The 24,533-nt window shown below is 39.0% G+C and carries 27 protein-coding genes, 1 tRNA gene and 1 riboswitch; of the genes, 13 read left to right on the plus strand and 15 right to left on the minus strand.

The annotated features are described in order from the left end of the window. Window positions 1-62 precede the first annotated feature (62 nt). Window positions 63-136, minus strand: a tRNA-Ala gene (locus BP74_RS20600). Window positions 137-222: 86 nt separating this feature from the next. Between BP74_RS20600 and BP74_RS20605 the strand changes: the two genes are divergently transcribed. Together BP74_RS20605 and BP74_RS20610 are read left to right on the plus strand one after the other, a co-directional pair. After that, window positions 223-1,089: an SDR family oxidoreductase gene (locus BP74_RS20605; protein ID WP_496377266.1), complete on the plus strand. Its 867-nt coding sequence runs from the start codon at window positions 223-225 to the stop codon at window positions 1,087-1,089. Window positions 1,090-1,173: 84 nt separating this feature from the next. After that, a riboswitch (TPP riboswitch) is annotated at window positions 1,174-1,271 on the plus strand. Window positions 1,272-1,361: 90 nt separating this feature from the next. Further along, window positions 1,362-2,246 carry a trypsin-like peptidase domain-containing protein gene (locus tag BP74_RS20610; RefSeq protein WP_496377268.1) on the plus strand — a complete coding sequence of 295 codons (885 nt, stop codon included), beginning with the start codon at window positions 1,362-1,364 and terminating at the stop codon, window positions 2,244-2,246. Between the two features lie 6 nt (window positions 2,247-2,252). Here the strand turns inward: BP74_RS20610 and BP74_RS20615 are convergent, their stop codons facing one another. The 4 genes from BP74_RS20615 to BP74_RS20630 all read right to left on the minus strand — a co-directional run bounded on the left by BP74_RS20615 (window position 2,253) and on the right by BP74_RS20630 (window position 7,465). Continuing rightward, a complete protein-coding gene (locus tag BP74_RS20615) occupies window positions 2,253-3,134 on the minus strand; it encodes an SMP-30/gluconolactonase/LRE family protein (protein WP_496377270.1) in 882 nt (293 codons plus the stop codon). A 1-nt stretch (window position 3,135) separates the two neighbouring features. Further along, window positions 3,136-5,946: a DNA ligase D gene (ligD, locus tag BP74_RS20620; protein ID WP_496377272.1), complete on the minus strand. Its 2,811-nt coding sequence runs from the start codon at window positions 5,944-5,946 to the stop codon at window positions 3,136-3,138. Window positions 5,947-6,179: 233 nt separating this feature from the next. After that, complete coding sequence (ku, locus tag BP74_RS20625) at window positions 6,180-6,959, minus strand: non-homologous end joining protein Ku (protein ID WP_496377274.1); 780 nt, start codon at window positions 6,957-6,959, stop codon at window positions 6,180-6,182. A 14-nt stretch (window positions 6,960-6,973) separates the two neighbouring features. Next, window positions 6,974-7,465 (minus strand): pyridoxamine 5'-phosphate oxidase family protein, encoded by a 492-nt coding sequence (locus BP74_RS20630; protein ID WP_496377276.1) that lies wholly within the window; start codon window positions 7,463-7,465, stop codon window positions 6,974-6,976. 209 nt (window positions 7,466-7,674) lie between these two features. On the opposite strand from BP74_RS20630, the gene BP74_RS20635 reads away from it, so the two are divergent. The 3 genes from BP74_RS20635 (at window position 7,675) to BP74_RS20645 (ending at window position 9,958) form a co-directional block, all read left to right on the plus strand. After that, a complete protein-coding gene (locus tag BP74_RS20635; RefSeq protein WP_496377278.1) occupies window positions 7,675-8,241 on the plus strand; it encodes a YciE/YciF ferroxidase family protein in 567 nt (188 codons plus the stop codon). An 83-nt stretch (window positions 8,242-8,324) separates the two neighbouring features. Next, the gene (locus BP74_RS20640) at window positions 8,325-8,873 is read left to right on the plus strand and encodes a low affinity iron permease family protein (protein WP_496377280.1); all 549 of its coding nucleotides are present in this window, start codon (window positions 8,325-8,327) and stop codon (window positions 8,871-8,873) included. 2 nt (window positions 8,874-8,875) lie between these two features. Next, the gene (locus tag BP74_RS20645; RefSeq protein ID WP_496377282.1) at window positions 8,876-9,958 is read left to right on the plus strand and encodes a DNA topoisomerase IB; all 1,083 of its coding nucleotides are present in this window, start codon (window positions 8,876-8,878) and stop codon (window positions 9,956-9,958) included. 56 nt (window positions 9,959-10,014) lie between these two features. Here BP74_RS20645 and BP74_RS20650 read toward each other — a convergent pair whose 3' ends face one another. Next, entirely contained in the window at window positions 10,015-10,509 is a 495-nt protein-coding gene (locus tag BP74_RS20650; RefSeq protein WP_496377284.1) for a DUF6496 domain-containing protein, read from the minus strand. Window positions 10,510-10,658: 149 nt separating this feature from the next. Between BP74_RS20650 and BP74_RS20655 the strand changes: the two genes are divergently transcribed. The 3 genes from BP74_RS20655 to BP74_RS20665 all read left to right on the plus strand — a co-directional run bounded on the left by BP74_RS20655 (window position 10,659) and on the right by BP74_RS20665 (window position 11,996). Then, on the plus strand, window positions 10,659-11,123 hold the full coding sequence (locus BP74_RS20655; RefSeq protein WP_496377286.1) for a PA2169 family four-helix-bundle protein: 465 nt from the start codon (window positions 10,659-10,661) through the stop codon (window positions 11,121-11,123). Between the two features lie 197 nt (window positions 11,124-11,320). Next, window positions 11,321-11,659, plus strand: a complete 339-nt coding sequence (locus BP74_RS20660) for a hypothetical protein (protein WP_496377288.1) — start codon at window positions 11,321-11,323, stop codon at window positions 11,657-11,659. Window position 11,660: 1 nt separating this feature from the next. Continuing rightward, on the plus strand, window positions 11,661-11,996 hold the full coding sequence (locus tag BP74_RS20665) for a four-helix bundle copper-binding protein (protein WP_496377290.1): 336 nt from the start codon (window positions 11,661-11,663) through the stop codon (window positions 11,994-11,996). A gap of 150 nt (window positions 11,997-12,146) precedes the next feature. On the opposite strand, the gene BP74_RS20670 is transcribed toward BP74_RS20665, so the two are convergent. Then, complete coding sequence (locus tag BP74_RS20670; RefSeq protein WP_496377292.1) at window positions 12,147-12,293, minus strand: lmo0937 family membrane protein; 147 nt, start codon at window positions 12,291-12,293, stop codon at window positions 12,147-12,149. Between the two features lie 227 nt (window positions 12,294-12,520). Here BP74_RS20670 and BP74_RS20675 point away from each other — a divergent pair, with 227 nt between their 5' ends. Then, window positions 12,521-13,426, plus strand: coding sequence for a YihY/virulence factor BrkB family protein (locus tag BP74_RS20675; protein ID WP_496377294.1), 906 nt, complete (start codon window positions 12,521-12,523; stop codon window positions 13,424-13,426). Window positions 13,427-13,475: 49 nt separating this feature from the next. Here BP74_RS20675 and BP74_RS20680 read toward each other — a convergent pair whose 3' ends face one another. The 3 genes from BP74_RS20680 to rpoN all read right to left on the minus strand — a co-directional run bounded on the left by BP74_RS20680 (window position 13,476) and on the right by rpoN (window position 18,132). After that, complete coding sequence (locus tag BP74_RS20680) at window positions 13,476-14,918, minus strand: two-component system sensor histidine kinase NtrB (protein ID WP_496377296.1); 1,443 nt, start codon at window positions 14,916-14,918, stop codon at window positions 13,476-13,478. 271 nt (window positions 14,919-15,189) lie between these two features. Next, window positions 15,190-16,674: a sigma 54-interacting transcriptional regulator gene (locus BP74_RS20685; RefSeq protein WP_496377298.1), complete on the minus strand. Its 1,485-nt coding sequence runs from the start codon at window positions 16,672-16,674 to the stop codon at window positions 15,190-15,192. Between the two features lie 42 nt (window positions 16,675-16,716). Continuing rightward, window positions 16,717-18,132 carry an RNA polymerase factor sigma-54 gene (gene rpoN, locus BP74_RS20690; protein ID WP_496377300.1) on the minus strand — a complete coding sequence of 472 codons (1,416 nt, stop codon included), beginning with the start codon at window positions 18,130-18,132 and terminating at the stop codon, window positions 16,717-16,719. A gap of 691 nt (window positions 18,133-18,823) precedes the next feature. Between rpoN and BP74_RS20695 the strand changes: the two genes are divergently transcribed. Beyond that, complete coding sequence (locus BP74_RS20695; RefSeq protein WP_072836198.1) at window positions 18,824-18,991, plus strand: DUF1328 family protein; 168 nt, start codon at window positions 18,824-18,826, stop codon at window positions 18,989-18,991. Window positions 18,992-19,206: 215 nt separating this feature from the next. Here the strand turns inward: BP74_RS20695 and BP74_RS20700 are convergent, their stop codons facing one another. The 4 genes from BP74_RS20700 to BP74_RS20715 all read right to left on the minus strand — a co-directional run bounded on the left by BP74_RS20700 (window position 19,207) and on the right by BP74_RS20715 (window position 20,669). Continuing rightward, complete coding sequence (locus tag BP74_RS20700) at window positions 19,207-19,458, minus strand: hypothetical protein (RefSeq protein WP_496377302.1); 252 nt, start codon at window positions 19,456-19,458, stop codon at window positions 19,207-19,209. 114 nt (window positions 19,459-19,572) lie between these two features. Then, window positions 19,573-19,980, minus strand: coding sequence for a hypothetical protein (locus BP74_RS20705; RefSeq protein WP_496377304.1), 408 nt, complete (start codon window positions 19,978-19,980; stop codon window positions 19,573-19,575). Beyond that, window positions 19,967-20,350, minus strand: a complete 384-nt coding sequence (locus BP74_RS20710; RefSeq protein ID WP_496377306.1) for a phage holin family protein — start codon at window positions 20,348-20,350, stop codon at window positions 19,967-19,969. Before BP74_RS20710 ends, BP74_RS20705 begins: the two co-directional genes overlap by 14 nt. A 61-nt stretch (window positions 20,351-20,411) precedes the next feature. Then, window positions 20,412-20,669, minus strand: a complete 258-nt coding sequence (locus BP74_RS20715) for a YtxH domain-containing protein (RefSeq protein ID WP_496377308.1) — start codon at window positions 20,667-20,669, stop codon at window positions 20,412-20,414. Window positions 20,670-20,870: 201 nt separating this feature from the next. Here BP74_RS20715 and BP74_RS20720 point away from each other — a divergent pair, with 201 nt between their 5' ends. Further along, window positions 20,871-21,215 (plus strand): response regulator, encoded by a 345-nt coding sequence (locus BP74_RS20720; RefSeq protein ID WP_496377310.1) that lies wholly within the window; start codon window positions 20,871-20,873, stop codon window positions 21,213-21,215. A 111-nt stretch (window positions 21,216-21,326) separates the two neighbouring features. Here the strand turns inward: BP74_RS20720 and BP74_RS20725 are convergent, their stop codons facing one another. After that, the gene (locus tag BP74_RS20725) at window positions 21,327-22,652 is read right to left on the minus strand and encodes a citrate (Si)-synthase, eukaryotic (protein ID WP_496377312.1); all 1,326 of its coding nucleotides are present in this window, start codon (window positions 22,650-22,652) and stop codon (window positions 21,327-21,329) included. A 99-nt stretch (window positions 22,653-22,751) separates the two neighbouring features. Here BP74_RS20725 and BP74_RS20730 point away from each other — a divergent pair, with 99 nt between their 5' ends. Together BP74_RS20730 and BP74_RS20735 are read left to right on the plus strand one after the other, a co-directional pair. Beyond that, on the plus strand, window positions 22,752-23,921 hold the full coding sequence (locus tag BP74_RS20730) for an LptF/LptG family permease (RefSeq protein ID WP_496377314.1): 1,170 nt from the start codon (window positions 22,752-22,754) through the stop codon (window positions 23,919-23,921). A gap of 369 nt (window positions 23,922-24,290) precedes the next feature. Continuing rightward, on the plus strand, window positions 24,291-24,533 hold a 243-nt coding region (locus BP74_RS20735; protein ID WP_496377316.1), incomplete at its 3' end, for a transposase.

Raw genomic sequence — 24,533 nt, forward strand, 5'->3', positions numbered from 1 at the left:
AACTATAGATAATGTAGATGTAAAACATAATTAAAAAGCCACCCGAAGGCGGCTTTAAAGCGTGGAGAATATCGGAGTCGAACCGACGACCTCTTGCATGCCATGCAAGCGCTCTAGCCAGCTGAGCTAATTCCCCTCTGAGGGCTGCAAAAATAGGGTTTCAATTGATATTCTTACAAATTGATGGTATAATAATTTCTATATTTTTTTAAAAAACTGAACATGCAGAAAGGGAAAGAGCCAAGAAAGCAAAGACCCAAGCAAAGCCAACGTATGCCTGGATTACAGGCCAAAATGAATCCTCAGCCCAAGACCTTAAAACCCCAACCTATACAGAAATTAGGCGGCAAAGTGGCACTTGTAACCGGTGGAGATAGCGGTATAGGAAGAGCTGTAGCAGTTTTATTTGCCCAACAGGGAGCTGAGGTAAGCATTTCTTATTTACCTGAAGAAGAAAAAGATGCCAGGGAAGTTCAGCGGATCATAGAAGAAGAATTCGGACGCAGGTGCATATTATTTCCTGGTGATATTCGTAAAGCACGATTCTGCGAAAAAATTGTAACAGGCACCGTAAATGAATTAGGAAAACTGGATATACTGGTAAATAATGCAGCCACTCAAACAGAGCAAAAATCATTGACAGCTATTACAGACGAACAATTGTATGAAACGTTTGAAACCAACATAATAGCTATGTTCCGTATCACACGTGCCGCACTGCCTTACTTAAAGAAAGGTGCAAGCATCATCAATACCACTTCTGTTACAGCCTATAGAGGCAGTAGTGAACTCATAGATTATTCATCTACCAAAGGAGCCATATTAACCTTCACCCGCAGTTTGGCTCAAAACCTGGCCAAAAAAGGTATAAGGGTCAATGGAGTTGCACCAGGACCAATATGGACCCCATTAATAGCAGGAAGTTTCAAAGGTAAAAAGGTTGCAGAATTTGGCAGCGATGTTCCATTAGGAAGAGCTGGCGAACCTGCAGAAGTAGCTCCATGCTACCTGTTCCTTGCCAGTGAAGAGGCTTCCTATATGACCGGCCAGGTTTTACATCCGAATGGAGGAGAAATAGTAAATGGATAAGAAATTTCCAGAGAAATTAATAGTATCATTTTTGCTTAATTTATTCATATCAGGCACAGTTTTGGTAACAATTAGTTTAAGTTCTTTTCTCTCATGGGGTGGTTAATTCAATTAATCTGAGAACATACCCATTGAACCTGATCCGGGTAATGCCGGCGAAGGAAGAGAGATAACAGGTTCTGGCTTTATAGTCAGAGCCTTTTTCTTTTATAACTGGTAATGGATATTTATCTGTTTTTTACCACTTATCTTTCAACCCACAAACATCCTCCATGTTCAAAACTGCTATAGAAAAAGTAGGACAGTTTACCCGCCCAATACACTTCATTTCAAATGTGTACGGAGAACAAGTAGTCAGACCCGGAGCAGCTACCCTGTTTTTTGTTAATGATGAGGGAGTTGCCATCACATGCAAACACGTAACCTCACTTATAAAACAGTCGGGACAGATCACGCAGCAGTTTGAAAACTTTCAAAAAGAAAAAGCTTTACTTCAAAAATCAGGATCCTATAATAAAAAGATAAAGGAATTAAAAGCAAAATATGGTTATGATAAACCCAATAACGCCTGCCAGTTGCTTTACCAGATGGTAGACTGTGTTGACCTGAAAACCATTGATGTTTTTGAACATCCTGTATATGATCTTGCTATTTTAAAAATGAAAGGCTTTACAAAGACGTATTATACAAGTCATGCCATATTTACCCGGGAAAGCACCGAACTGCAACCTGGTATTTTTCTTTGCCGGCTGGGATTTCCCTTTCCCGAATTCACCAATTTTAATTATAATGATCAGACTGAAACCATAAGCTGGAATAATGAAAATATTAGGATGGTAAGATTTCCAATTGAAGGAATGGTGACACGTCATTTCGGCGATAAAAATGGAAATATATTTGGTGTGGAAATGAGCACCCCAGGCCTGAAAGGTCAAAGCGGGGGACCTCTTTTCAATTCAGAGGGATTGATCTATGGAATGCAAAGCATGACTAACCACCTCCACCTGGGGTTCGATATGAATAACCAGGAAATGTATTCAGAAGGAAGAAAAATAAAGATCACTAACCAACCATTACTGCATGTTGGTAATTGTGTTCATGTCGACATCATCAAGCAGTTCCTAAAAGAGCATAACGTAGTATTTTCAGAAGCTTAAAGCGATTTATTTCAGAAAATCCTTAATGAGCAAGACAAATTGCCTGGCAGTAATGAACAGGTCTTTCATTTCATTGCCACCCCAGCATATGTTGGATGGAATGGCCGGCAATTCTATAAGCGCGCACCGCATACCGGATTGATCAAGGATAATCAGACCCTCTTTATTGCACAAATACACATAAGCATTCCTGTCGCATTCTATGCCATCACTATTTTCTTCCGCAAATATTTTTTCAAATTGATTGGTGGAAGTATCATACAATGATATAAAACGTTCAAATGGCTTATTGGAGCAAATGAACAAATGTTTTTGATCGTAAGTCAAACATACACCATTAGGATATTGGTATTTATCACACACTAGTTGAATCACTCCGTTATTATAACAATAAACACCGGCTATGGATTGAAACTTTGCAGGGTTTAATTTGCTTTCTGCAAGACCGTAAGGAGGATCACTAAAATATAAGCGCCTGTCCTCATGAAGCACCAGGTCATTGGGACTATTAAAAGGCCGGTTTTCAAATGAATTGATGTATGCCAATAACTGGTTACCATCATACCTCGCAATTCCATGACTTCCGTGTTGACAAATCAATAGGTCCCCATTATCATAAGCTAAACCATTTGATCCAACCTGGTCTGGTTTCAGATCAGGATCTCCAGGATTTGTGGTTCCTGCATTTTGTAAAAAAGCTTCCTTTTTACGATAAGGCACTATTTTATAAATAACATTGGCAGGGGTATCGCTAAACAGGAAATAACCTTCCTTATTCCATACGGGTCCTTCAGTAAACAAACAATCACTAGCTAAAATCTCAACCTGGAAATCACTATTCAGGTGCTCCGGGAAAGTATTGTTATAGACCCTCAGGTTATTATTCATATCATTTCATCAAGGCAGCTAATTTACTTAATACCTTATCAAGGTCTATACCTTTTCCCAACACAGGTTTAAACAGATCACCTTCAATTTTAAGCCTATCCCAGATATTCCTTGCATTATAGGTTGTAGGTGTTAGCCCTTTTTTTACTTCACTCCAATCGAGTGGCGTAGATACCGGCACTCCTGGCTTAGGCCTTAAAGAATAAGGAGCTGCTGCGGTCTGAGTTTGCCTGTTTTGCAGATAATCCAAGTAAATCAATCCTTTTCTTTTGGCAGGGCTGCGCTCTATACTGGTTATGTCTGGCATTTCCTGGTGCACCATGTTCACCACCAATTCGGCCAACTGCTTTGACTGGTCATAATTATAACGGGCGCCAAAGGGAATATAAATATGGATCCCCGAAGAACCGGAGGTCTTTACATTACTTTTAGCACCAATTGCATCTAATACTTTATGAACTACCTGTGCTACATTAATGACCTGTTCAAAACTATTAGTCTTATCCGGATCAAGGTCTACCAGGCACCAATCGGGATTTTGCCAGCTCTGAGACCTGGAATGCCAGGGGTGCATTTCTATACATCCCAGGTTAGCCATATAGATCAATGTCGCTTCATTTGAGCAAATAAGGTATTCAACAGTTGTATTCGTTGATTCACTAAAATCTTCATGCGTTTGCATCCAATCAGGCACCTTCCCTTTTACATCTTTTTGGTAAAAGTTAGGTCCCTCTATGCCATTTGGGTGCCGATTCAATGACTGTGGCCTGTCCACCATATAGGGCATAATATAAGGTTCCATCTGAAGGTAGTAATTGATCATATCCCCTTTCGAGAATTTTTCCTTCTTCCAGTAAATTTTATTAAGATTGGTAAGCTTTAATTCATGTCCATCTATAGTTACTTCCTGGTCAATGCCAGCATCAAGATCTACCTGCATTTTATTTGACCTGGACCTTGCCGGGCTTTTTTTTTGAGTTTTGTGGGAAGCAGTCTTTGTTGCTGCTTTTTTACCAGCAGCTTTTCCTGGAGTTTTTACAGGAGTTTTTTTTGCAACAGGTTCTTTTGTATTTTTTATTTGCGACATATGTTTAGCTTTTTCAAAAATTACATCTTTTGCTTTTTTATCATCGCGCAACCCCATAAAAATAGGATGACGGGCCATCCGGTCTTTTGTCCACTCAGAAAACTTTATCTCGCAAACCAATTTAGGTTTGACCCAGGTAGCGGGCATATTGGTTTTTGGTCTTTTAGCAAAAGGAGATTTCTCTATAATTAAAGGCTGCATTTTGTTATAAATAGATTCGAGGCTTTTGACATTAAATCCACTTCCCGTATGACCTACATATACCAGTTCGTCATTGTCATAGATCCCTAACAACAAAGACCCAAAATACTTCCTGGTATTTCTTGGTTGGGTAAACCCGGCAATTACCGCTTCCTGTCTTTGATTCACTTTAATCTTTACCCAATCATCGCTTCGGGTGGCGATCTTATAAGTGCTTAAGGCTTTTTTGGCCATAATACCTTCCAATCCCTGTTTCAATGCTATATTAAAAAACTCTTTACCCTTGTTCTCTATATGATCACTATATTTTATTACGGGATCATTTCCCGGTAATATTTCATTTAATATCCTTTTCCGCTCAATAAGTGGAAGTTGTGTAATATCATATCCCTCCAGCCATATAATATCAAAAATATAATACTGTAATTGTGCAGGATTATTTTGCAAGTTTTGTAATAACTGGAATTCGGGAATTCCCTTTTCATTAACTGCTACAATTTCTCCATCAAATACAGCTTTCAATTGCAAACCACTTAAAGCATCAGTTACTGGCGAATATTTACCGGTAAAAGACTGCTGTCGGCGTGAAGCTAATTCCACTGAGTTTTCATTACAATAAGCAACTGCTCTATAACCATCCCACTTGATCTCAAATATCCATTTGTCATCATCAAAGGGCTCTGTGATCAATGTTGCCAGCATGGGTGTAACTTCTGCAGGCATTGCAGCCTTTACAGCTTTATTTTTGCTTTCGCCCAATATATCAGGAACGTTCAGGGCTTTTTTTTTACGATTTCCTGCTGAAGAACTTACAGTTTTTTTGCTAGTACTACTCTTGGGTGAAGCCTGTTTTTTGGGAGCAGAATTCTTTTTATTTAAAATAGTTACTTGTCGTTTTGATGCCTTTTTTATTTCTGCTTCAGGATGATTGGGTTCTGTTCCATTTTCTTTGGCAATTTCTGCAATGGTCTTACCGGATTTTACAGAAGTATTTTGAGCAGTAACATCTTCCTCAGATGCAAATTCGTCATTCTTTTTTACCAGTATCCATGATCTTTCTCCTCTTGCCTTCATTAAAAACAAAGCATACTCACCTCTTAGCTTTTCACCGTGTAATTCAAATTTTAGATTTCCTGTATGCAATTGATGCAATAACATCTTTTCCTTTTCCTTACGACTTAGGCCTTCACTATTAAGTGGTTCATATGTTCCCTCATCCCAGACGATCACAGTGCCGCCACCATAATTTCCTTCAGGTATAATACCTTCAAAATCTCTATAGTCGAAGGGATGATCCTCTACGGCCATAGCAAGGCGTTTATCTGCTGGGTTTAAGGAGGGTCCTTTAGGTACCGCCCAGCTTTTTAAAACACCTTCCATCTCCAGCCTGAAATCGTAATGCACATGTGAAGCATCATGTTTTTGAACTACAAAACGCAAAGCTCCTTTAGAAGACTTTTCTTTACCTTTTGGCTCGGAGGTCTTATCAAAATGACGTTTTTTATTATAAAGTGATAAGCTCATATGGATTTATATGGCAAAAAACTTATGCCACTAAAAGCAGTTAAAAAATAAGAATAGCAGTTTAAGTAACAAGAGTAATAACAGGGTTTTATAATGAAGTTATCTATCCTATAATGCCATAAGCCCATGACCTAATGCTCCCAAAAACCGAAATATTAATTGACATAATGAAAGAAGTAAAGGCACAAAAAAAGAGCCTTGGCAAAGGCTCCTTGAAGTAATAAGGTCCAGCATTAAGCTGTTTTCTTCTTGGTTTCCAGGCTTTGCTTCAATACCTCCATCAAATCTTTGACAGTGGCAGAAGCCTTCTTTGGTTCTGCTATATGTATCGATTTGCCTGCTGCTTTTGCTTTTATCACTTTCTTTAATTCATTTACGTAAGTATCCTTGAAAACTTCAGGTTTGAATTTCTCTGTAAGCTGATCAATAAGTTTAACTGCCAGTTGCAATTCTTTTGAACTGATCTTTTCCGACTTTGGAGCCTCTACCTCGGGCACATCCCTTATCTCCTCGTGGTATCTCATTTGATTCAGCAATAAAACACCATCACGAACTTTTAAAGCGCAAATATGTTGACGGTTTCTAAGCATGAATTCAGCCAGACCCACTGTTTTCGTTTCTTCCAGGGCTTTGATCAATAAATGGTAAGATTTGGAAGCACCTTTGTCAGGAGTCAGGTAATAGGGCTTCTCATAATAGATCGGATCTATCTCCTCTTCCTTCACAAACTGAACAATATCTATAGTTTTAGACTTTTCGGGGCTTGCATTAGCAAAGTCTTCATCAGTGACCACTACATATTTTCCTTTTGCATATTGGTACCCCTTAACGATATCTTTCCAGGGTACTTCCTTATCTGTCTTTGTATCAATCCTTGCATAGCGTATCGGGGCCAGGTCCTTTTTAGAAAGCATATCAAAATCCAGTTCGTTACCCGCTTCTATTGCGCTATTTAGTTTTACAGGGATATTTACCAAACCAAATGATATAGCTCCTGACCAGATAGATCTCATATCTTATATTTTAATTAGGATGCAGGGAAATAAGTATCAGGCCTGTAATGACTGTTATTGAACCAGGCACTTACCGTATGCACTGCATTTTGCCACCATGACAACCGACCGGCAGCTTTAGGTTCATAATATTCAGCCTTCATAATTTTAACCTTTACCAGCACCATATCATACATCGCAAGTTGTTTCGCTTCCTGGGGCAAAGCTTCAACCAAATTCATTTCTTCAGGGTCAGATACTACCCAACCTTTGCCCATTACCTGCAAAAAGTAATTACTTCCTTTTTTGAAAAAATCCAATCGCACCGGGAACTCGGGTTCAAATTGACTCAAATACTGTTTTGGCTTCTGAACAAAGAACCAGACAAAACCATAATCATCCACCTTGAGGGTACTAACCAGGGAGGTTGGTAATTTGAGAACCGAATCGCTCAAATTAAAGAAGATGGCGCTTCCTATTTCCTGGATCTTCTCTTGCAGAAAGTTTAATTGTTGATTGGTAGCCATAAAGAATTTTTTGATGATTAACACAAAGGCTCAATGGTATAACTCCAAATTAGATACCATAAAAAATACGTATAGATGACTATGAAACTATTGGTTCCTGTGTAAAAAACTCTACAGATCTCCGCTCCTGTAGCGGATTTCAGCAAAGTACAATGGCATTATATTTTATAATACTTCCAAACATTTATTAATCATAAATCATTTAAATTATGCCAAGAAATACGAAATCACCTGCTGCAGGAAAGACAACAACCAGGTCAACTTCCAAAACAGAAGAGACCATGTTGAAGGAATTATTTGTTGATGAATTAAAGGACATTTATTGGGCCGAGAAACACCTGACGAAGGCATTACCAAAGATGAAGAAAGCTTCAACTTCGGAAGAACTGGCTAATGCTTTTGATGAACATCTTGCGGTTACACAACAGCAAATCGGCAGGCTGGAGCAAGTTTTTGAAATGCTTGACATGGCTGCAAGAGCAAAAAAATGCGATGCTATGGATGGTTTGGTGAAAGAAGCAGAAAGTCTTATTGAAGAGCTACCTAAAGGAACAATGGTCCGGGATGCTGGTCTTATCATTGCCGCTCAGAAAGTGGAACACTATGAAATTGCAGCTTATGGAAGCCTGGTTCAATTAGCAAAAACTATGGGGGAAAATGAGATAGCTGATCTGTTACAGGAAACTTTAGACGAAGAGAAAGAAGCAGACCAGTTATTAACAGAACTTGCTGTTAGCGGTATCAATATAGGTGCGGAAGGCGAAACAGAAGACTAGAATATACCTATTGAAATTACTCTGAAAAATGAAGCCAGGCTTTTTGGTCTGGCTTTTTCATTATAACTGGTTAAACGATCATTATGGCAAATCCTAACCAAATAGAAAATAATATAGAAAAAGAGATCAAATCTGGTGAAATAGAAAAGGGGAAGAAAGGATTTAAAGCCAGGTTTGAAAAGATAGCTGCGGCAGTAACAAAGGCTACCGGTTCTTCAACGGCATTTTTAATTGCGGTAGCCGTTATACTCATCTGGGCTTGCACCGGACCCATATTTCATTATTCAGATACCTGGCAACTGGTGATCAACACGGGAACCACCATCATCACTTTCCTGATGGTTTTTATCATCCAGCAGTCACAGAACAAAGATTCCCTGGCTATTCAGTTGAAATTGAATGAACTAATAGCAAGTGATGAAAGAGCAAGTAACCGGCTAATAGTTGTAGAAGACCTGACCCAGGATGAACTGGAAGTTCTCAAGAAATTCTATATCCGGCTTTCAGAACTGGCAAAAAAAGAAAATGACCTGCATAGCTCACATTCGGTAGATGAAGCAGGAGACATCCACCAATATAAGCGTACTTCTCACCAGGCCAGGATTGAACAAATGAAAAAGAAACTGTCTTAACTATGGAGCAGGTTATAGAACTATCACACAAGGAATTTCTAAAGATCGACAAGGATTATAGTAAGGCAGCTAAAGTAGCCGATCTTCTGTATGTATCTGATAAAGACAAAGGAATAATCAGACAGAAGAAAGGTCCGGGTTTCACCTATATCTACAATAACAAACCCGTTAAAGACAAAATGGAACTGGAAAGGATCAAAAAGCTGGCAATTCCTCCTGCCTGGACAAATGTCTGGATATGTTGCAAGGAAAATGGGCATATACAGGCAACAGGTATTGATGCCAGGGGGCGCAAGCAATACCGTTATCATCAGCTTTGGTCATTATTAAGAAATGAAACCAAGTTTCACAGGCTATTTGAATTTGGAAAAGTGCTGCTTGCTATGAGGGCAAAAATGGAAGATCATCTTGAAATGAAAGAATTAACTGAAGAAAAAGTAATTGCCACCATTTTAAGCCTTATGGAAAGAACCTACATACGAATAGGCAATGATGATTATGAAAAATTGTATGGCTCCTATGGATTGACCACATTAAAGGACAGTCATGTAAAAATAACGGGCGATACGATACATTTTTGCTTTAAAGGCAAGAAGGGCATTGAACATACATTAAGCGTAAAGAACAGGAAACTTGCCAGGATGGTGCAGAAATGCAGGGATATCCCCGGCAAGGAATTATTTCAATACTATGATGCAGAGGGCAACAGGCGGCCAATTGATTCAGGTATGGTGAACCGCTATATTAAAGAAGCAACAGGTGGTGATTTTAGTGCCAAGGATTTTCGTACATGGGCAGGCACCCTGAATATTTTGAGAGCATTCAAATCCATGGGCCAGGCAGCCACTGATACAGACTGCAAAAAAAATATCGTAGCTGCACTTGATGAGGTAAGCAAAAAACTAGGTAATACAAGAACCGTATGTAAAAAATATTACGTTCACCCGGGAATCATTAAGCTTTATGAAGAGAGAAACCTGGATAAATATTTAAAGGAATTGGATAAAATAGAAAAGCCAGATGATCTTACAGGTTTGGCATCAGAAGAAAAAGTATTGATGAAGATCCTTGAGGAACTGGTTTAATAATAATAGTCCATGTTTTCTTATTAAGATAGCATGGACTATTAATCATTAGTACATTACCTGCTACTTCTTTTGCTGGATGTTTTACGAGCAGTCTTTGATCCAGTTGAAGTTTTTCTTGCGGTTGATGATTTTCTTGCAGCAGAGCCCTTAGAAGCAGAGCTTCCTGATCTTTTAGTACCTGTTCTTGAGGAACTCTTCTTTGAAGCAGCCTTTTTAGATGCTGTACGGGAGGATGATTTTGAGCTTGTTTTTCTTGAAGCACCTGATGAACCCCTTGAAGAGGATTTAGAAGATGCTTTTTTAGGAGCCGCTTTTTTTGAGGCTGATTTCCTTGATGCGGTTTTCGTAGCTGAGCCTCTTCCAGAAGAGGAACCTGATTTTTTAGGAACCTTCTCTCCCCTTTCCCTGGCTTCAGACAATCCAATTGCAATTGCCTGTTTTCGGGACGTCACTTTCTTTCCACTTCGACCGCTTTTTAATTTACCCTGATGCATTTCATGCATGGTCTTTTCAACCTTTTTTCCGGCACCTTTTGAATACTTAGCCATATAATATAGATTTTAAGGGTTATAGTAATTCCTATAATTTTTATACCGGGGCTACCTTATTGTTGAGCTATAAAAAAACCGAATCGAAAAAGATGTATTTTATTTCAGGTATGGTTTTTTCATAATTTCTATCAATTAAAATCAGAATTATGGAAAATGAAAAAGTAATAGGAATACTGAACGACCTCGTTAGAATTAACCAGGATCGGGTTGTAGGATATGAAAAGGCCATTGATGAATTAAAGGATGGAGATGCTGATTTACGTACATTGTTCCAGCGTTATATTACGGAAAGCCGTCAATATGGCCAGGAATTAAACCAGGAGGTAAGAAGACTGGGTGGTGAGCCTGCAGAAGGAACAACAAATTCTGGTAAGATCTATCGTGTTTGGATGGACCTTAAAGCCACTATCACCGGACATGATCGCGAAACAGTTTTAAACAACTGCGAGTTTGGAGAAGACGCAGCTCAAAAAGCGTATGATACTGCCTTAAATGCGGATGTTGATTTTGAACCATCTATCAGGGACCTGGTAGTGAGGCAAAAAGCATCTTTAAAAGTAGGGCACGACGAAGTAAAAAGATTAAGGGATATGCACAAAGCAGCTAAGTAAATAATGCCCTTTGATTAATTGTAAAACCCCGGAAAATTCCGGGGTTTTCAAAATTCCGTAAATGGAGAGATGTAATCCCAACCGGACCCGGGTTTTGGGGAAATTACTACTCATGGCTATGTATTATTACGTAGTTCAGCTTTGAAAATAGCTGGCAAACATTTTTGTTCTATAGATAAAATAGTTATAAAATGATCATGAATGAGAATAACAGTATGCCGTATATGAAAAGCCTGGCAAACTGTTTAACCCATATGGTCAATGAAGGATATTCAGAAGATTTTACCATCACAGAACAAGGATTGAAATCTGTTCAACACCTGAATAGTTATTTACCTGAAGAGATCCAGGTGGTAAACTTTTACCGTTTTGAAGGAGAATCTGATCCCGATGACAATGCCATTCTTTATATCATTGAAACCAATGACGGCACCAAAGGAACAATTGTAGATTCTTATGGAACCTATAATGATTCAAGAATCACAAACTTCATGAAGGATGTGGAAACCATTAAGAAAAAAACAGTTAAGAATTAAAATGATCACTGTAACAAGCAACCAAACGCAAGCCTGTTTTGAAGCCTGGATAAATTGTGAAAACCTGCTGGTTAGCCTGGCTGATGTCACCAATAATGTCTCGAGGAAAGTCTCAAAAGTTATCGATGAGTGTGCCATGATCTGTATGGGCACCTTTCATGCTATCAAAAGCTATTCTCCCAATATTAGTAATCTTGCCTTATTATGTGTAGGCATATGTGAAGAATGCGCAGAAATTTGTGAAGAGCGCCAGGAAGAAAAGTTCAGGGAATGTGCCCGGATATGCCGGGAGTGTTCTAAAAGAATAAGTGAGCTGGCTTATTCCTCCAATCCATAAATTAATAGTGTTTAATACAACAAAGAGCCTTCATGGCTCTTTTTTTTGCACTTATAAATCCAACAGGTAATAAAAAAAATGGCTACAGTGGAGACTGTAGCCTTGCTGATAGAATGGACCGTGTATATGAGAAAGACTGAATTAACTGATTTAAGCCCGCCTGATAATTGCTAATAACAATGCTATTACGGCTATCACAATAAGGATATGAATCAATCCTCCAGCGCCCCAGGCAAAAACACCCAATAACCAACCTATAATCAGGATGACTGCTATGATATAAAGTATACTTCTCATCGTTTAATAATTTGTGTTTCGTAATACGAGGCTCAGATTATTATAAGAAAATATTTTGCCATTATAAATAGCTTGTAAAATCAAAGGTTTTTGTAGAAGAAAGTTAAACATCAGGTTATTCTGTGTACAATAATCCCCATGACTGCTCAGCCTGATTTTTTATTCATTTTTTCTGGTTTATCTTTCAAAAAATAAGGCACAAGAGGACGATGAAAAAGCTTGGAAAAATGTTTCAGTTGGTAGGTCAGGCAGCACTTTCATTTTCGGACGACCATGGATTTAAACTAAGTGCCTCTTTAAGCTACTATACCATATTTGCGCTGGGTCCTTTATTAATCATTATAATTTCCCTGGCAGGTATCTTCTTTGGCAAGGATGCTGTACAGGGCGAGATATACCACGAAATAAATGGCGTGGTGGGTAATGATGCCGCTGTGCAAATTCAGGATATCATCAAAAACATCCAGCACACACATGCCACTGTAGCCGGGGCTATTATTGGAGGTATTGTATTGATCCTAGGTGCAACGGGAGTATTTACTGAAATGCAGGGATCCATTAATTTTATCTGGTCAGTTAAAGCCAATCCTAAAAAAAGCTGGTTAAAATATATTATTAACCGCCTGATCTCTTTTTCCCTCGTGCTGGTACTGAGCTTCCTTTTATTGGTATCACTTATAGTCAATGCGTTATTATCCGTTTTAAGTGACAGGCTCATTAAGCTTTTTCCCGATTATACGGTATCCTTATTCAATTTTATTAATACTGCTATTATTCTGATTGTAATCACAGGCTTATTTACTGTCATTTTTAAGATTCTTCCAGACGCTATAATATCCTGGACAGATGCATTGATAGGATCCGCCTTAACAGCCCTACTTTTTCTACTAGGTAAGGTAATCATAGGCTTCTATCTTGGCAGGTCCAACCTGGGAATTACTTATGGCACTGCAGCCTCTATCATCATCATTTTGACCTGGGTCTATTATTCTTCCATGATATTATATTTTGGCGCTGAATTTACCAAGGTATATGCCTTAAATGCAGGCGAGGGCATTCGTCCGAAGCAAACAGCGGTATTTATAATAAAACAGGAAGCCAAGGAAATTCCTCAAAGCCGCATACAACTCTGATTATAACCTTTAACTATTCGTGAAGTTCAACCTGGGTCCACATTCAGCATTAAATGGCAGGAAAAGTAATAGTGAATGTTGTTCCGTGACCCACCACAGATGTAACATCCACATTAGCTTTATGCGACTGCAATATATTCAGGGTAGCCGCTAATCCCAAACCCATACCGTTTCTTTTGGAAGTAAAATAAGGTTCAAACAACCTGGAGATATTTTCTTCAGGTATGCCGCAACCGTTATCCTTTATTACAACTACATGGGCATCTTTTATCTTATCTATAGATATGACCAGTTCACCGGTAACACTCGCCACTGCTTCTACAGCATTAATTATAATATTCAGAAAAGCAATCTTGAGCTTTTCCTTGTTTGCCATAATAATACAGGGTTCATTGGCATATTTTATCTGCATATTCACGTGTTGCAGGGTGATCCTGTCAAGAGCTTCTGCAATGCTTTCATCCATGATGGCCTGCAAGGAACAGGTATCGAAAACCAGGTCTGTTGGCCGGGAAGTATCTAACAATTCGGTAATAATATCTCCAATACGCTTACTGTTTCTTTGAACTATATCCAGAAAAAGCTGCGACTCATCACCACCCTCATTCGTTTGAAGCAATTGCTCCACAGACATATTGATATTATTCAGTGGGTTTCTTACTTCGTGGGCAAGTGTTCTTACCAGCCGGCCTGTTGCTCCCAGTTTTTCAATCAAAAGGTTAGCCTTTTCCGCACGTTTTAGATTGGTGATATCATGCAATAAACCCTGGTAATAAGACCCTGATTCATCTATAGTGGCAGTTGCTGACAAAATACATGTTTTCTTATCTCCCGAATTCGTCTGCACCTCTATTTCCAAATCATTTACCTCGCCCTCCTCATACATGATCTTTTCAAGCAGGCTCCTGTCCGTACTGTCAGAAATCAAATTAAAAACCGTTTTTTCCCGGAGCTCATTTTTATCGAAACCAAGCAAAACATTTGTTGCCTGGTTCATATCTACAAACCGAAGGTTTTTGTCTGCAATAAATACTGCATCTTTTGACAACTCAAAGATGCTCCTGTATTTTTTCTCATTGGCTCTTAAGGCCTTTAAATAAGCCATGCGCTCCAAAGAATACCTGATACACCTTTCCAGTTTATCTGTGGTGAGCTCCGTTTTAATAAGGTAATCAGTGGCACCCATTTGCATGGCTTCGATATCTACATCCTTATTTCCCTTGCCTGTTAATAGCACAATAGGCTCTTCCACATCAAGACGTACGGCTTCCTTTAAAAAATCAAGACCAGTTCTTGCTCCAAGCCGGTAGTCAACAAAGAACATATTGTATTTGCGTTCTTTGAGGAGCTGGAGCGCTTCATTGAATTTATAGCACCAATCAATCTGTAACTGGTATTCCTGTATCTGCTTAAGGTATTCAGAAGTGATGAAAAAATCATCCTCATCATCATCGATTATCAGAATCTTTATAGGCGATTTAAATAAAGACATTTTTTACTTTTTACCCAATGATCAAATAACAACCTTACTAATCCTTGAAATTGTCCCGGCTGGTAGATGAATTTCGGTATAGATATATAAATTCCGGGGATAAGATACTATACCTGCCAATAAACTTTATGGCATAGCACAGGCATCACATCCCCGGTTACTGTAGATCATTCTATTCATTCCAACCTGCTTCAGGGTAGTTCAAACAACACATCACAAAATCAAGAATCATTAATGGTGAAACAAACCTGGAATTGAATATGCCCAGGATTTATTGGTTATTAAACTCCTGGTATTGCTTCATTTTATTATAAAGCGTTTTCCTGTCAATATTCAACAACTTGGCTGCCTTGCTTTTGTTGAAGTTTACCTTCTTTAAAGCTTTTAAAATCATTTCATACTCAGCATCAATGCTTGCTCCTTTCAGGGTAGTTTCAGAAACATTCCTGGGAGTTTCAGCAATTTCACTTACAGTAGTTGGGATAGAATTAGTGGCAGCAGGCTCGGGCTGTTTATCAAATTGAAGCTTATTAAAATGAGATATTTCAAATGGCAATGAGCTCGCCTCGATTTCTTCCCCGTCACTTAACAAAGTGGCGCGTTTGATCACGTTTCTTAATTCACGTAAGTTACCATACCAAACATAAGTTCTGAAGATGTTTTCGACTTCGTTGCTGAATCTTTTGATATTCTTACCCAATTCCTCATTTGTCTGGTGGAGGAAGTGGTTAGCAAAGAGCATCACATCATCAGGCCGCTGGCGCAATGGTGGAATATCAATACTGAATTCATTGAAGCGATGGTATAGGTCTTCCCTGAATTTTCCCCTGCGTACAGCATCCCAAAGGCGTTCATTACTGGCTATTATAATACGCACATCCAACTCGATATCCTTTACACCACCTACCCTGCGCATTTTACGTTCCTGAACTACTCTTAATAAAGATACCTGTATATCGTATGATAGGTTGGCCACTTCATCAAGAAAGATCGTTCCTGTATTGGCCAACTCAAAGCTTCCTACTTTTTGGTTTAGCGCACCTGTAAAGGAACCTTTCTCATGACCAAACAATTCACTTCCGGCCAACTCCTTGGACAGGGCTCCACAATCAATAGCCACAAATGGCTTTGATTTGCGCTTGCTGCGTTTATGTATTTCCTGGGCAACCGCTTCTTTACCACTTCCACTTTCTCCATGAATGATCACGGTATAATTGGTGGGCGCCACCAGGTCGATTTGTTGCAATATCTGACGAAATACGGGTGTGTCACCAAATATATAATCACCTGACACAGTTATGTTAGGCATCTTCTCCTTCGCTACAACAGGTCTTTCAACTTTATCATTCGATCCTGCTGATACAGGTGCTGCATGCGTTCTTTCTTCATCCTTGGTAGCAGACTCCAAAGCTTTTTTAATTGTTACCAGGATCTCGTCAGGAAACAATGGTTTGGTTATGTAATCATATGCGCCCATTTTCATTACTTCAACAGCAATCTTGATATCACTGTACCCGGTTATGATTATCACAGGAAGGTGAGGATACCTTTCTTTTATTTTTCCCAGTAAAACGTTTCCTTCCATATCTTCCAGCCTGAAATCACACATTACAAGTGAAGGTTCAACTGTTTCCAATAATTCCAGGGACTTTTTACCGTTATAAGCTTCTAATACCTCATATCCATGACGTGTAAGAAATCGTTTCAGCAAAAGACACATATCTCTATCGTCATCAATGATTAAAATGGTCTGCATTTGGGATTTTTATTTATTTGGTTCGAAATTAAAGTAACGAAATTATGCCCATAAACCACGCACATGGGAAACTGGTATCTGCAGTTGTTCCCTGTATTTGGCCACAGTTCTCCTGGCAACTGAAAAACCTTTTTGGGAAAGGATCTTCACTAACTGCTGATCGGTGTAAGGATTGTGCTTATCTTCTCCTTCTATCACTTCTTCAATGGCAGATTGTATCACTTTGTTGCTGATCACCTGTCCTTTTTGATTGGCTATACCTTCAGTAAACAAATCTTTAAGCAATAATAATCCGAAAGGTGACTCAGCATATTTATTACAGGTTATCCGCGAAACCGTTGAAATATCCACGCCTACAATTTCTGCAATATTTTTCAATATCATCGGCTTCAATTGATTGATATCACCTGTCATAAAATAATCATATTGCAATTCCACAATGGCTTTCATGATTTTCATCATAGTACTTTCTCTTTGCTGCACTGCATGTATAAACCACTGAGCTGATTGCAATTTATTTTTAATATACTGTACTGCTGATTTATCAGTAGTAACCTTTGCATTGTTCTCAGCCATTTCTTTCCAGGAAGAATTAATATTCAAACTTTCAGATCGCTGGCGGAACAACTGCACCTCAATCGTATCCCCGGTTCTCGTAACAATAAAATCCGGAACTATATTTTGATTGATTCCTTCCTGCAATTCGCAGACCGGCTTCATCTTTAATGTTGCTATCAACTTTAATACAATCTTCAGCTCTTCTTCATCAATCTGCAGGTGAGCCTTGATTTTATCCATATTCCTGTTGTGCAGATCGTTAAAATGATCTTCCAGCAGTTTTACAGCCGTTCGAACATCCGGCCTTTTCGTGTTCAACCTGTAGAGCTGAATCAGCAGGCACTCTTTAATGCAACGTGCTCCTATGCCTACAGGTTCCAGTTGCTGTATTCTTAATAAGATCTCTTCTATCTCTTCAGCCTCAACCCAACGGTTATATTTAAACGAAATATCTTCCGCTAGATCTTCAAGTTTTTGTTCCATCAATCCACATTCATTCAAAGAATCAATGATGAACTCGGCCAATTCCGTTTCCTTTGGATCATCAGTTGTAAGCTTATATTGCTCCTTTACTGAAATGCGGTAATCAAAACTGTTTGTAATAGGTCGCTCCGGCAGTTTATCATTATGTAATGTGCAACCGTATTCTACTTTATAGTCTGGTATGTCATCATACCCATATTCCTCCCAATCCTGGTAGTCCTGAACTGAATCCTTGTTGAATTTATCAACCACAGGTTCAAACTCATTTTTCTGATCTTCCAATAATGGATTGTCTTCTATCTCTTGCTGTATCCTTTGTTCTAATTCCAGTGTATTCAGGTGGAAAAAGTTCAGTAACTGGATCTGTTGGGGCAAAATCTTTAATCTCTGCTTCTGACCTAAGTGCTGATTGATCATGGTGCTTATTTTGGCTTATACTTTATAAGACAACTCTAACACCAAAATTTATGTTGGGGAAAAAGAGTTAAACAATATTGATATTCAGTTATTTAAGTGCGTAAAGGATTGAAGGGATAGCATAATAATCTGACGATATTGCCAATCAGATCCACCATTTTGGGGTGTTTTTTCCCCAGCTCAGCCATTGCATTTAATATTACAGCAGAGCCCGCATAAAAAAAACGCAACCTTTTAGGGTTGCGCTTATATGATTAAGGGTGAACAATGTTTATAAAAATTCAGTATCCCTGGGTTTGGCTCTATATTCAAAAAAAGATGGAATTGGATAACGTTCACATTTTGGGGAAGACGAAGGATCAGAAATTTTCCTCTCTACTATAGGTTGTCTTCCTAAAGGCATAGTAGGTTTGCCCGCATTCAAAGGCTGAACAGATGAGGAATTTCTAAAATTCATAGTGCTTTGCATTAATTATATCTTCAGACTCCTATATCAGGAATAAAAAATGTACCATAAAAATTCCCCTTTATAATTACAGCCTTCAACCCTTCATTTTTGCCCTTAGTGGAACATATTCCTCAAAAACCTTTACCCAATTATTTATAAGAGTTTTCCGGTTTAACAGCTTTATGGTACAATTCTTTAATTGATAGAAGTGAAGATTTATTAACCATACAAAAACTATAACTTATGCTACGCTGGACAATTATCTTTTTAGTTATCGCCATTATTGCCGCGATATTCGGATTTGGTGGAATCGCTGCTGGTGCAGCCTCAATAGCAAAGATCCTTTTCTATATTTTCCTTGTACTGTTTGTACTTTCATTAATAGCAGGCGGTTTCAGAAGAGTTGATTAACTTAATTGTATTTGATGATCGAGGCGCAGTAATACTGCGCCTTTTTTATGTAAGGCAGACCTGTATCATTAAAAAAGAAGTGGCCACCGATTGAACGGAGGCCACTTGCAAACCTAACCCTCTGATGACAAAAAATGTGAAATGATATCCCTGGAAAATCATTATCCATCCACCTAACTTATAAACACCTTCCAGGCATTTCCAATTCCGGGCTACTACCTTTCAATCATCTGATCATCTGTACCTGACTGATTTTTATCATCATTTCCCTGCCTCACAGTTTCGTTATTATTTGAATTATTATTGCGATTTCTATTAGTCAGAACTTTTTCATCAGCACGGCTATCAATGGGAGAAGTTTCTGAAAGACTATCATCTCCCCCGATTCTTCTTGGGGTCATGTCAGGAAAACCTTCATTGGTATCCTGAAGCTTTTCTGTTCTTATTTCATTGTCATTCCTGTCCATACCGAAATAATTAATTGAATAATAAGTAACTAAAAATTGTACCTGTTTTACCATTAAAATAGTATCTCCTTATTTTCCAGGTAGTTTAACATATCAGACTGATATATTTAAAACTTAATTACCGGCTTCAGCTGTTTGAGCCGTATCGGCTTTCGGGCGAAACTTTGAAAGGATGGAGCTAACCTTTTGCATCAATTTGGCCTTTTGTTGCTCCGTAATGAAATGCGATGAATAATTTTTGATAACGTAAGGGATCAGGATCTTGGTAAACCAGCCTGCTCTTGCCAATAACACTCTTCTTACCAGGAGGTCTACACTGAAATCCAATCCAAAGTTGGCGAAAGCACCGGTGCGGTCGCGGGTTGTAAACTTACTGATTGTTTTCATCACCCTACCAATAGGCTTTAGCCCTTCCTTCACACCGGCAATATCATCACGGATCAACAACTCTGAAGCTTTTAACTGTAGCAACAGCCTTTGTTCTTCCTGCAAAAGATCCTCGTATGTTTTAATCTTTTTCATAAACCTTGCTGATAATGGTATTCCTGATCATTGGAACAATAACTTTCTTGCGAAGGGCAAATATTAATATAATGAACAGCAGGAAGAAACCAGCCACACAGAAAAATCCTGCAGCGGGACTATTTAATAAGGAACCCAACCACCAGGCAATACCTGTAAAAGCAAATATTAAAAAGAAAAAAGTAAATAGAACTGCAGAAACACCAATGACAATTCCGGAAGCAGCATTGGATGCGCCAATGGTGGCCTTTGCTTTGGCCAGCTTCGCATATGTCTTTACATATTCAGTTGCATGGTCCTTGAGATGGGTTGCTTTTGTTTTAAGATCTTCTTTTGTAGTCGTTCCGTTTTGAGTTGCAAAGTCTTCCATGCCCATGATATTACAGGTAAAAGAAAGTGCAGGCCAATAATGACCTGCACCTGTTTCAATATTAACTGAAGTTCTCAGTTACATTGTTGAATTTATTTCCCGCATCAGCTGCAGCTTTCGAACCTTTCCTTGCCATATTACCAACTTCGTCTTTGGCGCTGGCAAAAAGATCGGATAAATGACTGGTCCAATCGCCTGCTTTTTGCGATATCTTAGATCTTATCTCAGTTCCTTTGTCAGGAGCCAAAAGCAATCCTACCACTACACCTGCTGCTGCAGCTCCTACTAATCCCAGGATGATTTTTGATTTCGTTGTCATAATGATAACTATTTAAAGATGAGTAATATTTGTTGGTAATGTTTAAATAATCATACCAAACTCCTCTTTTTATGTTTGACAATAATTATTAATAGAGAATGTGTATCATATACATCAATCCCATAATTTTATGGGATATAATCAGTTTTGCCCCGTTTTTTACTGGTATGATAATTTAGGAACTAAGACATTAGAAGAGCTATGATAACGAGGAAAAAAGTATTAATTATTGACGATGAGGTAGACTTGTGTCTGCTCATGAAGACCTATTTTTTACGAAAGAATTATGAAGTCTATATAGCTCACACCCTTGCAGATGGTATTTCAAGGTTAAATGAGATCATTCCCGATTACCTTTTTATTGATTATAACCTCCCCGATGGATTGGGCTGGGATAAGCTTCCTGACCTTTTTAAAAAATTCCCGGATATTCAATTTCATTTGATCAGCGCTTTTCGTCCTACAATGCCTACAGAACTGGATGGAGCCAAATTGACCATTTGGGAAAAGCCAATCAGTCTGAAATCATTGGATAATTTCTTTTAAATAACGGATATATACAGATGTATATTCCTGTAAAATGGATACATAGGTCTGTATTAAAATATAAAGCCCTCAATTTGCATTGAAGGCTTTAGCACATATCATTGAGGAGCATTAATCACCCCAGATTTCATCTTCACCTTTCAGCCATTTTTTAACCAGTCGTGTACTAACTGATTTTGGTCTTTCGAGTGGGAATCCCAATGCACGGTCCCAGCAAAGACTTGCCAATACACCCAGTGCCCTGCTCACGGCAAATAAAACAGTATAGAATTCATATTCCACCATTCCGAAATGTACCAGTAAAGCCCCACTGTGAGCATCCACATTTGGCCATGGATTTTTAATCTTCCCTAAAGACTGGAGGATGGGCGGAACTGTTTCATAAATATTCCAAACGGTTTGCACAAGTGGGTCATCAGGCATATGCTTTTTGCCAAATTCCATTTGAGCCGTAAAGCGGGGGTCCGTTTTTCTCAAAACTGCGTGACCATATCCAGGTACTACTTTTCCTTCACTCAGTGTCTTTTTAACATACTCCGAGATCTGTTCCTTACTTGGCAAATCTGTATTCAGATCTTCCCTTAGTTCAAATATCCATTTGATCACTTCCTGGTTGGCTAACCCATGTAAAGGTCCTGCCAGGCCATTCATACCCGCCGCATAACTTAAATAGGGATCGCTGAGAGCCGAGCCCACAAGGTGCGTCGTATGCGCCGAAACGTTACCACCCTCATGGTCTGCATGGATGGTCATATATAAACGCATTAATTCCTTAAAGCTTTCATCCTGGTATCCCATCATATGGGCAAAATTTCCTGCCCAATCCAATAAGCCATTAGGCTGTATATGATCTCCATTCTTATACTTCCTGCGATAAATATAGGCAGCTACCCTTGGCAACCTGGCTATTAGGTCCATTGAATCATCAAATACAGCATCCCAATATTCCTTCTTGTTCATTCCGGAAGCATAGCGCTTTGCGAACTGGCTTTCCGTTTGTAATGCCATGATGGCTACTACAAACTGGGTCATAGGATGGGCTGTAACGGGTAATGCTTCTATTGTGGCAAAAACATGATTAGGTACATGACTTCTGCGTTGCCAAACGGAAGTTACGTGCTGTACATCCTCATTGGTGGGCAACTCTCCTACCAGCATCAGGTGAAACAAGCCTTCAGGCAAAGGTTCTGAGCCTCCATCTGCTTTAGGAAGCTTTTCCTGTAATTCAGGAATGGAATACCCCCTGAAGCGAATTCCGTCCTGGGCATCCAGTAGCGAGGTTTCAGTCACTAGTCCGGTTATACCACGCATACCCTGGTAGATCTGCGCCAATTGCACTTCGCCGATCACCTTTGAACCATGCTCCTTTAATAAATCTTTGATTTCCGTTGCAAGCACATCCGCTTTTTCTTTAAACCTGTCTTTTATAACAACCATTTTTACATTTTTTCTTGTTTGTGTAGGTTAATCGTTAGGCCCCTAAAGTTATAGAATGAGGTTGTTGCAACAAAAAAAGCTGAGAATTAAACAATTGCGATGCTTCTTAATTTTTGGAACCATGTAAAACTTATCATTTCTTTTCACCTATTCTTCCAATTATATATTTACTTCGCTTCCATGCTTACCAAGATCGACTGGTACATACTTCGAAAGTTCATTGTAACATTCTTTTTCTGCATGTTGATCATGACCACATTGGCTGTGGCTATTGATATCAGCGAAAAAACGGATGATTTTGTAAAGTCTGGTTTGAGCAGCAAAGAGATCTTTTATAATTATTATATAGGCTTTATACCATTTATCTGGGGAATGCTTTATCCCCTATTTGTATTTATTGCTGTGATCTATTTTACCAGCAAAATGGCTTTGAAATCCGAGGTGATAGCCATCCTGGCCAGCGGTACTACCTACAACAGGTGGCTAAGACCTTACTTCATTGGCGGACTATTCTTTGCCATTGGTTTGTTTTTCGCTGCCCGCTACGTTCTCCCAAGGGCAAATGAGATTAGGAGCCGGTTTCAGACCACTTATATTGACAACAGCGGTCCTAATCCCAATTTTAGCAGCAGTTCCATTTACCGCCGCATAGATTCGGTGACCTATGTGGGTATTAAAAACTATGATACTTCATCCAAAACAGCAGCAGGTATTTTCATTAATAAGGTCAGGAACAATAAGATGTTCTACAATTTAAGGGCTCAGAGGCTGGAATGGGATACTGCTAAACATAACTGGAAGTTGGTGTCGGTAGTAGAACGCAACCTGGATAGTCTTGGTGAATCCATCAGGAATATTCCCACAATGAATATCGACCTGAAGCTGCAGCCTAAAGAGCTGAAAATGGATAATTATTTAAAAGACAACCTGACAACTCCGGAACTTGCCAGTTATATTCATACGGAAGAAACCAGGGCTTCAGAGGGTCTTAATCCATTAAAGGTGGAATTATATCGCCGTACCGCTACACCTTTTACAGTGCTATTACTTACACTTATAGGAGCAACGATCGCCGGCCGTAAAACCAGGGGTGGCAGTGGTCTTCATATGGCTATTGGTATTGTCATAGCAGCAATTTTCATCGTATCCGACAGATTTTCAACCACTTTCTCCGTAAAAGGGGATCTTCCACCGTTATTAGCAGCCTGGATTCCCAATGTTGTATTTTCTTTTGTGGCCTATTACCTCTATAAAAAAGCCCCTAAATAAGTTCAGATCCAAAAACATTTCTCTTTAATATCTGCAGACCTAGTAGCAGGTTTTGATTTTTACTGGCTTTATCTTAATGCTACCTGCCATATAGCTTCACCCTATCTAGTACCTATCAACCCCCTACCTGCGGTATAGATACTGCGTGATGATCACGCAGTATCTATACCGCAGCTATACTGCAGGTAGGGCATTGCTATACTGTAGATAGGGAGAAGGATGGGAATATCGAACAGATGAACAAGGAATATCGAATGATGAAGGGGGTTAGGTCGGAGAGGCATTGTTTGTAGCGGTCTTTTCTTGGGTTGAAGGCGGAAGAATTGTATAAGCCTGAAATAGGTTGACCAAAAAATTAAATGGTCAATCATGAATCAAAAGACAAGTTTACGCGCTTCACGGGTATTTAGTGAAGCTTTAAAAAAGAAGGTTGTTAAAGATATTGAATCGGGTAAAGTCTCGGTTTTGGCAGCATCCAGGGAATATTCTGTCAGCTTTCAGGCTATTTATCAGTGGCTTAATAAGTATTCCAGACATTTGCAAACATCTAAAAGGATTGTTGTTGAAATGCAAAGTGAAAGTTACAAAAGCCGGGAATTGGAAAAGCGTATC

The organism is Flavisolibacter ginsengiterrae DSM 18136 (assembly GCF_059568575.1).

Excerpts from the sequence above, each read along its gene's own strand:
- ligD (WP_496377272.1), bottom strand. The coding sequence starts at position 5,946 with ATGAGCTTATCACTTTATAATAAAAAACGTCATTTTGATAAGACCTCC.
- BP74_RS20670 (WP_496377292.1), bottom strand. The coding sequence starts at position 12,293 with ATGAGAAGTATACTTTATATCATAGCAGTCATCCTGATTATAGGTTGG.
- BP74_RS20705 (WP_496377304.1), bottom strand. The coding sequence starts at position 19,980 with ATGAAAAAGATTAAAACATACGAGGATCTTTTGCAGGAAGAACAAAGG.
- BP74_RS20725 (WP_496377312.1), bottom strand. The coding sequence starts at position 22,652 with ATGGTTGTTATAAAAGACAGGTTTAAAGAAAAAGCGGATGTGCTTGCA.
- BP74_RS20645 (WP_496377282.1), top strand. The coding sequence starts at position 8,876 with ATGGAGCAGGTTATAGAACTATCACACAAGGAATTTCTAAAGATCGAC.
- BP74_RS20665 (WP_496377290.1), top strand. The coding sequence starts at position 11,661 with ATGATCACTGTAACAAGCAACCAAACGCAAGCCTGTTTTGAAGCCTGG.
- BP74_RS20650 (WP_496377284.1), bottom strand. The coding sequence starts at position 10,509 with ATGGCTAAGTATTCAAAAGGTGCCGGAAAAAAGGTTGAAAAGACCATG.
- BP74_RS20685 (WP_496377298.1), bottom strand. The coding sequence starts at position 16,674 with ATGCAGACCATTTTAATCATTGATGACGATAGAGATATGTGTCTTTTG.
- BP74_RS20715 (WP_496377308.1), bottom strand. The coding sequence starts at position 20,669 with ATGACAACGAAATCAAAAATCATCCTGGGATTAGTAGGAGCTGCAGCA.
- ku (WP_496377274.1), bottom strand. The coding sequence starts at position 6,959 with ATGAGATCTATCTGGTCAGGAGCTATATCATTTGGTTTGGTAAATATC.
- BP74_RS20695 (WP_072836198.1), top strand. The coding sequence starts at position 18,824 with ATGCTACGCTGGACAATTATCTTTTTAGTTATCGCCATTATTGCCGCG.
- BP74_RS20730 (WP_496377314.1), top strand. The coding sequence starts at position 22,752 with ATGCTTCTTAATTTTTGGAACCATGTAAAACTTATCATTTCTTTTCAC.
- BP74_RS20635 (WP_496377278.1), top strand. The coding sequence starts at position 7,675 with ATGCCAAGAAATACGAAATCACCTGCTGCAGGAAAGACAACAACCAGG.
- BP74_RS20700 (WP_496377302.1), bottom strand. The coding sequence starts at position 19,458 with ATGGACAGGAATGACAATGAAATAAGAACAGAAAAGCTTCAGGATACC.
- BP74_RS20675 (WP_496377294.1), top strand. The coding sequence starts at position 12,521 with ATGTTTCAGTTGGTAGGTCAGGCAGCACTTTCATTTTCGGACGACCAT.
- rpoN (WP_496377300.1), bottom strand. The coding sequence starts at position 18,132 with ATGATCAATCAGCACTTAGGTCAGAAGCAGAGATTAAAGATTTTGCCC.
- BP74_RS20610 (WP_496377268.1), top strand. The coding sequence starts at position 1,362 with ATGTTCAAAACTGCTATAGAAAAAGTAGGACAGTTTACCCGCCCAATA.
- BP74_RS20720 (WP_496377310.1), top strand. The coding sequence starts at position 20,871 with ATGATAACGAGGAAAAAAGTATTAATTATTGACGATGAGGTAGACTTG.
- BP74_RS20710 (WP_496377306.1), bottom strand. The coding sequence starts at position 20,350 with ATGGAAGACTTTGCAACTCAAAACGGAACGACTACAAAAGAAGATCTT.
- BP74_RS20605 (WP_496377266.1), top strand. The coding sequence starts at position 223 with ATGCAGAAAGGGAAAGAGCCAAGAAAGCAAAGACCCAAGCAAAGCCAA.
- BP74_RS20615 (WP_496377270.1), bottom strand. The coding sequence starts at position 3,134 with ATGAATAATAACCTGAGGGTCTATAACAATACTTTCCCGGAGCACCTG.
- BP74_RS20680 (WP_496377296.1), bottom strand. The coding sequence starts at position 14,918 with ATGTCTTTATTTAAATCGCCTATAAAGATTCTGATAATCGATGATGAT.
- BP74_RS20640 (WP_496377280.1), top strand. The coding sequence starts at position 8,325 with ATGGCAAATCCTAACCAAATAGAAAATAATATAGAAAAAGAGATCAAA.
- BP74_RS20655 (WP_496377286.1), top strand. The coding sequence starts at position 10,659 with ATGGAAAATGAAAAAGTAATAGGAATACTGAACGACCTCGTTAGAATT.
- BP74_RS20660 (WP_496377288.1), top strand. The coding sequence starts at position 11,321 with ATGAATGAGAATAACAGTATGCCGTATATGAAAAGCCTGGCAAACTGT.
- BP74_RS20630 (WP_496377276.1), bottom strand. The coding sequence starts at position 7,465 with ATGGCTACCAATCAACAATTAAACTTTCTGCAAGAGAAGATCCAGGAA.